The organism is Enterococcus xiangfangensis (assembly GCF_005405365.1).
Classification (GTDB): Bacteria; Bacillota; Bacilli; order Lactobacillales; family Enterococcaceae; genus Enterococcus_A; species Enterococcus_A xiangfangensis.
In genome coordinates, this window is the sequence record NZ_BJDX01000008.1 from 109,470 (window position 1) to 119,221 (window position 9,752).

The 9,752-nt window shown below is 40.4% G+C and carries 9 protein-coding genes and 1 other annotated feature; of the genes, 3 read left to right on the top strand and 6 right to left on the bottom strand.

What is annotated here, in order from left to right; all coding sequences use genetic code 11:
- Positions 1-10 precede the first annotated feature (10 nt).
- The 3 genes from FFM68_RS10495 to FFM68_RS10505 all read left to right on the top strand — a co-directional run bounded on the left by FFM68_RS10495 (position 11) and on the right by FFM68_RS10505 (position 2,613).
- Positions 11-223 carry a DNA-directed RNA polymerase subunit epsilon gene (locus tag FFM68_RS10495; protein ID WP_137604045.1) on the top strand — a complete coding sequence of 71 codons (213 nt, stop codon included), beginning with the start codon at positions 11-13 and terminating at the stop codon, positions 221-223.
- Position 224: 1 nt separating this feature from the next.
- The gene (gene rnjA, locus FFM68_RS10500; protein WP_137619282.1) at positions 225-1,901 is read left to right on the top strand and encodes a ribonuclease J1; all 1,677 of its coding nucleotides are present in this window, start codon (positions 225-227) and stop codon (positions 1,899-1,901) included.
- A 208-nt stretch (positions 1,902-2,109) separates the two neighbouring features.
- Entirely contained in the window at positions 2,110-2,613 is a 504-nt protein-coding gene (locus FFM68_RS10505) for a TetR/AcrR family transcriptional regulator (protein ID WP_137619283.1), read from the top strand.
- A 155-nt stretch (positions 2,614-2,768) separates the two neighbouring features.
- Here FFM68_RS10505 and FFM68_RS10510 read toward each other — a convergent pair whose 3' ends face one another.
- The 6 genes from FFM68_RS10510 to FFM68_RS10535 form a co-directional block, all read right to left on the bottom strand.
- Positions 2,769-2,969, bottom strand: coding sequence for a cold-shock protein (locus FFM68_RS10510; protein ID WP_137608626.1), 201 nt, complete (start codon positions 2,967-2,969; stop codon positions 2,769-2,771).
- A gap of 151 nt (positions 2,970-3,120) precedes the next feature.
- Positions 3,121-3,810: a RadC family protein gene (gene radC, locus FFM68_RS10515; protein ID WP_137619284.1), complete on the bottom strand. Its 690-nt coding sequence runs from the start codon at positions 3,808-3,810 to the stop codon at positions 3,121-3,123.
- 50 nt (positions 3,811-3,860) lie between these two features.
- Positions 3,861-4,520, bottom strand: coding sequence for an HAD family hydrolase (locus FFM68_RS10520; protein WP_137619285.1), 660 nt, complete (start codon positions 4,518-4,520; stop codon positions 3,861-3,863).
- Positions 4,507-5,835 carry a bifunctional folylpolyglutamate synthase/dihydrofolate synthase gene (locus FFM68_RS10525; RefSeq protein ID WP_174784515.1) on the bottom strand — a complete coding sequence of 443 codons (1,329 nt, stop codon included), beginning with the start codon at positions 5,833-5,835 and terminating at the stop codon, positions 4,507-4,509. The genes FFM68_RS10520 and FFM68_RS10525 overlap by 14 nt, the downstream gene beginning before the upstream one ends.
- A 175-nt stretch (positions 5,836-6,010) precedes the next feature.
- Positions 6,011-8,650 (bottom strand): valine--tRNA ligase, encoded by a 2,640-nt coding sequence (locus FFM68_RS10530; protein ID WP_137619286.1) that lies wholly within the window; start codon positions 8,648-8,650, stop codon positions 6,011-6,013.
- Positions 8,651-8,786: 136 nt separating this feature from the next.
- Positions 8,787-8,998 (bottom strand) — a binding site (T-box leader).
- A 33-nt stretch (positions 8,999-9,031) separates the two neighbouring features.
- A complete protein-coding gene (locus tag FFM68_RS10535) occupies positions 9,032-9,667 on the bottom strand; it encodes a redox-sensing transcriptional repressor Rex (protein WP_137619287.1) in 636 nt (211 codons plus the stop codon).
- Positions 9,668-9,752 lie beyond the last annotated feature (85 nt).

Sequence of the window (9,752 nt, forward strand, 5' to 3'; positions counted from 1 at the left end):
AGATTGATTTATGATTTACAAAGTTTATTATCAAGAAACCAAAGAACGGAACCCAAAACGCGAACAAACACAATCACTGTATGTAGAAGCAGATGGTGAAGAAATGGTTCACAACTTATTGCGCGATAACACCCCATATAACGTGGAATATATCCAACTTTTAGAAGGCAATCACTTAGAGTACGAAAAAGAAAATGCCGACTTCAAGTTAACGGAGTTCTAATATGAAACTCTCGCTAAAAAACAATGAAACGGGTGTTTTTGCTATTGGCGGATTGGGCGAAATCGGAAAAAATATGTATGGGGTCCAATTTCAAGATGAGATCATCATTATTGATGCCGGAATAAAATTTCCGGAAGATGATCTGCTAGGAATTGATTATGTCATTCCCGATTTTAGTTATGTTGTCCAAAACATCAATAAAGTCAAAGCAGTAGTGATTACGCACGGACACGAAGATCATATCGGCGGTGTGCCTTATCTATTGAAACAAGCCAATATTCCAATCTATGCCGGCGCATTAGCTTTAGCATTGATCAAAAATAAATTGGATGAACATGGCTTGCTGCGTGACGCCGAATTGCATGAGATCGATGAAGATTCTGTCATTCGCTTCCGCAAAACTTCAGTAAGCTTTTTCCGTACGACTCACAGTATCCCTGATCCATTAGGAGTCGTTGTCAAAACGCCTTCTGGCAATATCGTGGAAACAGGTGATTTCAAATTCGACTTCACCCCCGTCGGCCAACCGGCGAATTTGCATCGGATGGCTAAACTTGGAGAAGAAGGCGTCTTGTGTCTACTTTCTGACAGTACGAATGCAGAAGTCCCAACATTTACCAAATCCGAGCAAACGATCGGTCAATCGATCTTGCGGATCATGGAAAAAATCAAAGGACGGATCATCTTTGCAACGTTTGCTTCTAATATTTCACGATTGCAGCAAGCGGCTACCGCTGCTGTGGCGACAGGACGTAAAATTGCCGTATTTGGTCGCAGCATGGAAAATGCGATCGTCAACGGTCAGAAATTAGGTTACATCACTGTTCCTGACGGTACTTTCGTCGCTGCTCATGAGATCAATCATTTACCAGCAAACAAATTAATGATTTTATGTACTGGTTCTCAAGGTGAACCGATGGCCGCTTTATCGCGGATTGCAAATGGGACGCATCGGCAGATCCAGATTCAACCAGATGATACAGTGATTTTTTCAAGCTCGCCGATCCCTGGAAATACTACCAGCGTCAATCATCTGATCAACTTGCTTTCTGAAGCTGGTGCTGAAGTGATCCATGGAAAAGTCAACAACATTCACACTTCTGGTCACGGCAGCCAGCAAGAACAAAAATTAATGCTGCGCTTGATGAAACCAAAATATTTTGTTCCAATTCATGGTGAATTTCGAATGCTCAAGATTCATACGGGTCTAGCACAAGACACCGGTGTTCCTGAAGAAAATTGTTTTATCATGGAAAATGGCGACATGCTTGCACTAACGGCTGACAGCGCGCGTCGGGCTGGTCATTTCAATGCTAGTGATGTTTACGTCGACGGCAGCGGTATCGGTGATATCGGTAATGTGGTCTTGCGCGACCGGCGAATTCTTTCCGAAGAAGGATTGGTTCTCGCTGTTGCAACTGTCGATATTGCGAAAAAAGAAATTCTCGCAGGTCCCGATATTTTATCCCGCGGTTTTGTCTACATGCGTGAATCCGGTGAGATGATCAATGAAGGACAACGAATTTTATTCCATGCGCTGCGTGAAGCTTTAAATGAAGTCGGCTGTACGGAGACTAAATTAAAAAATGCAATGGTCGCCGCTTTGCAACCATTCTTATTTGATCAAACAGAGCGTCATCCAATGATCTTACCGATGATCATGACACCTGATAATTAAGCAAAACATCTATCTAAATTTTTAGATAGATGTTTTTTAGTTAGGAAAACCAATAAAATTCCTTTATAAAAAAATTATTTTTTATTCGATTATAAAAAAATAATTGACAAACAATGATTTTATTTGCACAATAAAGACTATCGGGATAAATATAATTTTTTTCATTGTTTTTCCGACACTTTCAATTAAAGATAAAGGAAGATCACTTATGGTAAGAACACAACGTGTACAACGAAGCCACATAATTGATGGTGCTTATCAATTGATTATTAATGAGGGCTTTAAAAAATTCCACGCTCGCAACATCGCCCAACACATCGCTTGCTCAACACAGCCGATCTATCGCGAATTTGCCAATCTCGCTGAATTAAAGTCCGTTTTAACTAGCCGGATCTTAGTAAAATACAGTGATTTTTTGCAAGATCAAGAGCCAAGATCTTTGCAGAGCCTCTCGACAACTATTACAAACTACGCACTAGATTATCCAGATGAATTTCATCGTTTCTTTTTGCAAGACTCTGACACCATCCAGTTAGTTAAGCAAGTGACTAAAGACACCTTTGTTGCGCTCCAATCAGAAAAAAACAATCCGTTCTTCTTTGATTTTTTCTGGCAATACTGTATCGGCAAAGCCGCATTGGCTGTCAATAACGCGAATCATACGCCCGATTTAGAAGAAGATCGCTTTTTTCAATTTTCTATGGAGCATTAAGTCTCCGCTTTTTTGCTTCGATACAAAGAAAGCGCTTCTCTTTTCGTCATAAATCGTTTTGAAACACCTTACGATTCAATCCATTGTTTGGCAAAATATCCACTAAGTCGAACATAAAAAGAGCCTTAGAGAAAAATCTCTAAGGCTTTGTCATTTTATTGTTTAACAACGTTAACTGCTTGAGGGCCGCGATCGCTTTCTTCAACATCAAAAGTTACTGCTTGTCCTTCTTCAACTGTTTTGAATCCATCACCTTGGATAGCTGAGAAATGTACGAATACATCGCTGCCGTCTTCGCGAGTAATGAAACCAAAGCCTTTTTCTGCGTTAAACCATTTTACTGTTCCGTTTTCCATGAATAAAATCCTCCTCGTGCCTGAGCACTTATTGATTGTAACATTGCTAGCTGACGAAAAGGAAACTATCTGTATACCAACTCGCAACTCAAACAAGATTACATTAATAGTTTAACATTGGTGTTATTCTGTACGCAAGGGTTTTCAATTACTACTTTAAGTACTTTTCTTCCCGCAAACTGAAATATTTGGTTTCGCCAACGATAATATGGTCCAACAACTCGATGCCCATCATCGCACCGCATTCCCGCACACGCTCAGTAAATTCCAAATCGTTTTGCGAAGGCAGTGGATTGCCTGAAGGATGATTGTGTCCAAGAACCACTCGTGCCGCGCTCGTTCGCACCGCTTCACGAAATATCTCCCGCGGATGCGCAATCGACTGGTTCAATGAGCCAATAAAAATTGTCTTTCGAAAAATGATCTCATTTTTAGTATTTAAGAAAAATGCCACCAAATGTTCTTGTCGGTAATCTTTCAATTCTGTTATTAAAAACTGGCCGAATGAGAAACTAGATTGAATTTTCCCAAGCTTAGGCTGTAATGCTCGATAAATCCGATAGCCAAATTCCATCATTGCCTTCAGTTCGATTGCTCGTGTTTCTCCGATTCCTTTAAATTGCTGCAGCTCTTGTAAGGTAGTGTACTTCAACTCATAGAGTGTCGAATATTCTCGCAAAATATTACCGGCAAGTTCCATAACATTTTGCTGGCGTGATCCGTTGCGCAAAATGATTGCTAATAATTCTTGATCAGATAAATGTTTCTCACCTTCTCGTAGCAATCGTTCCCGTGGCCACGAGCTTTCAGGCAGCTCTTGCAACAATGAATTCTTTTCCATAAAAAAACTCCCTTGCTTACTTTTCTTTAAAGTACGCAAGGGACGCTTCTTTATTTCTCCAAAAAGTCGATTACTTCATGCAAAGATACTAAAACAGCTTCAGTTTTTTCTTCTAATTCAGCCGTTGGTGGTAAAATATCTGGAATCATCACGACTGGAACGCCTGCACCTTCTGCCGCTAAAATCCCATTTTTAGAATCCTCTAAGACTAACCCGTCAGTTCCAGTAATCCCTAAACGGTCAGCCGCAATAACGAAAATTTCCGGATCAGGTTTAGCAAATTTCACATCTTCTGCTGAAATGATCGCAGAAAACTTGTCGCGAATCCCCGCATGTTCCAATAAAATCTCAATGATTGGTCGAACGTTACTTGATGCTAAAACCCGCGGAATATTTTTTTCTTCCAAATAAGCCAATAATTCATAAACGCCTGGTTTCAAATCGACCTTACCTGTTTTGAAACGATCATGAGCCATTCCCCAGCTCTCATCGATGAATTGTTGAACGGTCTCTTTTCCATGATCGGCATACATTTTATGCAGCTCGGCCCAAACTTCCTCATCGGAGACGCCGATAAATTGAGTATAGATCTCTTTAGTGAACGGAAGATCGTATTTATCTGCTACTATTTGGTTTGCTTCATAGTAAATCGATTCTGTATCAAACAACAGTCCATCCATATCAAAAATGATTCCTTTAACTTTTTTCATTTGTACCTCCTAAGTTTAATAATAATTGACGCACTTCAGAAACGAAATACAGTGATCCAGTGATCAATAATAAATCGCCTGCTTCCATAGTTTCCAACAACTCACCTAAACCGAATTGCCAAAGGGAAACAACTTCAAATCGACTGTCTAGTTTATCAAAGCGACTGAGATCCAAAGCTTTCGGATATTCAAACGTTGTTAAATAAATTTTTACATTGGGAATAGTTGCTAGTTGTGTCAGCATATGATCCACATCTTTTGTCTCCAATGCAGAAAAAAGAATTTTTACATTATATCCGCGAAATTCACGCTTTACATTTTCGACTAAACGTTCCATCGCATGTCCGTTATGAGCACCGTCCATCACGATCAGCGGTTCATCGCTGATTTTTTCCATCCGAGCAGGCCACTGTGCATGTAATAGTCCCTTTTGGATCGTTTTTTCTTCAAACGGTAGTCCTTTTAGTTCACAATATAAATGGAATAATTCAATTGCGACTCCGGCATTTTCTACTTGATGCCGACCCAGCAATGGAACTTTTAACGCTGGAAACTTGCCTGCCCGATCGGTGAAATTGAACAACTCGCCCCAAGTTGGATCCGGCCGCATATAATCTACCTGATATTCTTCTCCATATCGATAGATTTTAGCTGTTTCAGCCGCCGCTTTTTCAATGATTTCGATTAAAGGCCCCTTAGTGATGTTTCCAGTCACGACGGGAATATTTTGCTTGATGATCCCAGCTTTTTGGTACGCGATCTCATTGAGCGTATCACCTAAAATATCCATATGATCGTAGCCAATGGTCGTGATTGCTGTCAAAATCGGCAAAACGACATTGGTTGAATCTAATAAACCGCCCAGTCCAACTTCAACGATCGCTACATCGACTTTTTTTGCGGCAAAATAATCAAGCATGATTGCTGTTAAGATCTCAAATTCTGTGATGCCACTGATTGCCGGTTCTTGATCCAACTTCGCAACGATCGGTTGGAATTTTTTTACATAATGAATCAGCTCGTCATCAGGAATTGATTTTCCGTCTATTGCGATTCGTTCATTGAATTCTTCAATATATGGCGAAGTAAAACTCCCGACGGTCAAACCGGCTTCGACTAAAATACTGCGTAAATAGGCGACAGTGGAACCTTTGCCATTTGTTCCAGCGATATGGATCACGGAAACTTTCTTTTCAGGATGGTCTAGTTTGGTTAATAAGGCTTGGATACGATCTAAACCTGGACGGGATCCAAATTTTTTTCGACTGTGAATCCAAGCAATCGCTTCTTCTATCGTCAAAATTATTCGCCTCATTTGCATCATTTTTTGTATATTTCTAGTATAGCAAAAATTGTCAAAGAAAGATTGTCTAGCATGATTCTTTTAAAAGACAAAGTTTTTCAAAATCTAGTCGATGGTTCAACAACCTCGTCCTAAATTCACCATAAAAAATGGGTGCGACCTCAATTGGTCACACCCATTACTTCCTTTAAGAAATCGTCCGCAAGCTTTCGATCCGTTCTTGAACGGCTGCTTGTTTTTCTAAATAATCTTTTTCTTTTGCGCGCTCTTCTGCAACGACATTTTCAGGAGCATTTGCGACAAAACGTTCGTTGGCAAGTTTTCCTTGCACACGTTTGACTTCACCGCTCCATTTTGCTAATTCTTTTTCTAAACGTTTGATTTCTTCTTCAATGTTAATCAAACCAGCTAACGGAAGATAGATTTCTGCACCGGTCAATACAGCCGACATCGCTAAATCAGGTGCAGTAATCTCACTGCTGATCGTCAATTCTTCTGGATTGCAGAAGCGTTCGATGTAGCTCGTATTTTCGATCAAAAATTCATCAACTTTTGGATCACTTGTTTTGATCAACAAAGTAATTGGTTTTGAAAGCGGCGTATTCACTTCCGCACGAATATTCCGAACAGAACGAATCAATTCTTTCAAGACTTCCATCCCTTTAGCAGCTGTTTCATCATTATTTTCTGATTGAACGACTGGATACTTAGCGACGACTAATGATTCACCCATATGCGGAATCTTTGCCCAGATTTCTTCTGTTACGAATGGCATGATTGGATGCAATAAGCGTAAGGTTTGATCCAACACGTGGATTAAGATGCTCTTCGTTGTCCGTTTCGCTGTTTCGTCTTCCCCGTAAAGAATCTCTTTACTCATTTCGATGTACCAATCACAGAAATCATCCCACATGAAATTATACAATTGACGACCGGCTTCACCAAATTCAAACTGATCGAACAAATTAGTAACTTTTTCGATTGTTTCATTTAAACGAGTCAAGATCCAACGATCTGCTACCGTTTTTTCACCAGTAAAATCAATGTCTTCTGTCGTAAAGTCTTCAACATTCATGATTACAAAACGAGACGCATTCCAAATTTTATTGATGAAGTTCCAAGCAGCATCCATTTTTTCATAACTGAATCGAACATCTTGTCCCGGTGCAGAACCAGTCGATAAGAACCAGCGCAATGCATCGGCACCATATTTTTCAATGACATCCATCGGATCGATCCCATTGCCTAAAGATTTACTCATCTTGCGGCCTTGTTCGTCACGAATCAACCCGTGAATCAAAACATTTTTGAATGGGCGTTCATCCGTAAATTCCAAGCTTTGGAAGATCATTCGGCTGACCCAGAAGAAAATAATATCATAACCGGTAACTAACGTACTTGTTGGAAAGTAACGTTTATAGTCTGCGCTTGCTTCATCTGGCCAACCCATCGTAGAAAAAGGCCATAAAGCAGAACTGAACCATGTATCCAACACGTCTGGATCTTGTTCCCAGTTTTCACTGTCAGTTGGCGCTTCCATCCCAACATACATTTCACCAGTTTCTTTATGATACCAAGCCGGAATCCGATGCCCCCACCATAATTGACGAGAGATTACCCAGTCATGAACATTTTCCATCCATGTCATAAAAGTATTATTAAAACGCGGCGGGAAAAATTCTACTGCATTCTCTGTGCCTTGATTGTTTACAGCTTGCTCAGCAAGTGGCCCCATCTTGACAAACCATTGAGTAGATAAACGCGGTTCGACTACAACACCGGTTCTTTCAGAGTGTCCAACACTATGAACCATGTTCTCAACTTTGATCAAACGACCAATTTCTTTTAAATCAGCGACGATCGCCTTGCGAGCGGCGAAACGATCCATCCCAGCATATTTTCCAGCCAGTTCATTCATGCTGCCGTCTGGATTCATCACGTTTACTCGCGGCAAGTTATGACGATTACCGACCTCGAAGTCATTAGGATCGTGCGCCGGCGTGATCTTCACCGCACCAGTTCCAAACTCACGATCAACGTAACTATCTGCAATGATTGGAATTTCTTTATCTACTAAAGGTAAGATCGCCATTTTGCCGATCAACTCTTGATAACGTTCATCATCAGGATGAACTGCGATCGCAGTATCGCCTAACATCGTTTCAGGACGCGTCGTTGCGATTTCTAAAACGCCGCTGCCATCAGCTAACGGATACGACACGTGATAAAAAGCACCTTCTAAGTCTTTGTGGATCACTTCAATATCAGATAACGCTGTTTTTGCTTGTGGATCCCAATTGATGATATATTCTCCACGATAGATCAATTTTTTTTCATATAAAGAAACGAAAACTTTTCGGACAGCTTCAGATAATCCGTCATCTAAAGTAAAACGTTCGCGGCTGTAATCTAATGACAATCCCAACTTAGCCCATTGTTCACGAATGTGGCCAGCATACTCCTCTTTCCATTGCCAGACTTGATCGACAAATTTTTCACGGCCAAGATCATAACGAGAGATTCCTTGTTCTCTTAATTTTTCTTCTACTTTTGCTTGTGTTGCAATTCCTGCATGGTCCATCCCCGGCAACCACAATGTATCAAAACCTTGCATCCGTTTTTGACGAATGATCATATCTTGCAACGTTGTATCCCAAGCATGACCTAAGTGTAATTTTCCCGTCACATTTGGTGGTGGGATCACGATAGAATAAGGTTTGGCTTTTTTATCTTCTGATGGTTTGAACAAATCTTGTTCTAACCATTTTTGGTAACGACCGGCTTCAACTTCTTGCGGATTGAATTTTGTTGGTAAATTTTCAGTCATATATGTTCCTCCTAGTAATTGTTTGGTGCTAGTCAGCTCAGAATCAGTTTTATCTGCTAAACATTTCCCGCACAAATTTTCTGATTTTCTGCGTCAAAAAAACAGAGCTAACAAAAAGTCCTAGAACACGCTTGTGTTCTAGGACGTAAATTACGCGGTACCACCTAAATTGCAGAAAAAATTCTGCCGCTCAAACATGGATAACGGTCATGCGCCGCGCGCTCTTACTTTTTTCAGAACGCAAAACTCCCAAGCTACCTTCCATGAGTCAAAGTGAAAATGTTTCAGCCTAGCACTTTCTCTCTCAACCTTTGCTGCTCATGTACTCCTCTTGATCCTTGTTTGCCTCATTTTACAATGAAGTCTGTGACTTGTAAAGTCTTACTGCCCATCAAAATAGATCAGTGTCTGTAATTCCGAGGTCAGATCGATGTAATGGACATGGACATTGTCCGGTACTTTCAATGGATCTGGCGCAAAATTTAAAATCGCTGTGATGCCATTGGCAACCACTTGATCGATTGCCGCTTGAGCATTTTGACTTGGAACTGTCGAAATCGCAACCGTAATTTTTTCTTCTGCTAAAACTTTTTCCATCTCATCAATTGAATAAACATGGTAACCACAGAGTTCTTTGCCAATTTTTTCAGGATCATTATCAAATGCACAAACAATCTTCAAATTTTCATTTCGACGAAAATTATTGTTTAACAGCGCTTGTCCTAAATTTCCACAGCCGATCAGCGCGATCCGTTTTTCTTCTTTTGTTTCTAACATCTCACTGAACACTTTGATCAAATCATGCACATCATACCCATATCCGCTGCGGCCCAATTCACCAAAATGCGAAAAATCGCGTCGAATCGTCGCTGACCCGACTTGCGTCATTTTGCTCAGCTCAGAAGATTTGATACGAGTGACATTATTTTTTTCCAGTCCCTTCAAACAACGCAAATACAAAGACAATCTTTTCGTTGTCGCTTTTGATAACAATGGCTTTTGAAGTATCCGCTCCATGATCATTCTCCTTATTCGTTTTAATGAATTAATTTTTTTACAAAAATTAGTTTGATGCTCATACCGTATACCATTCCGCTATACT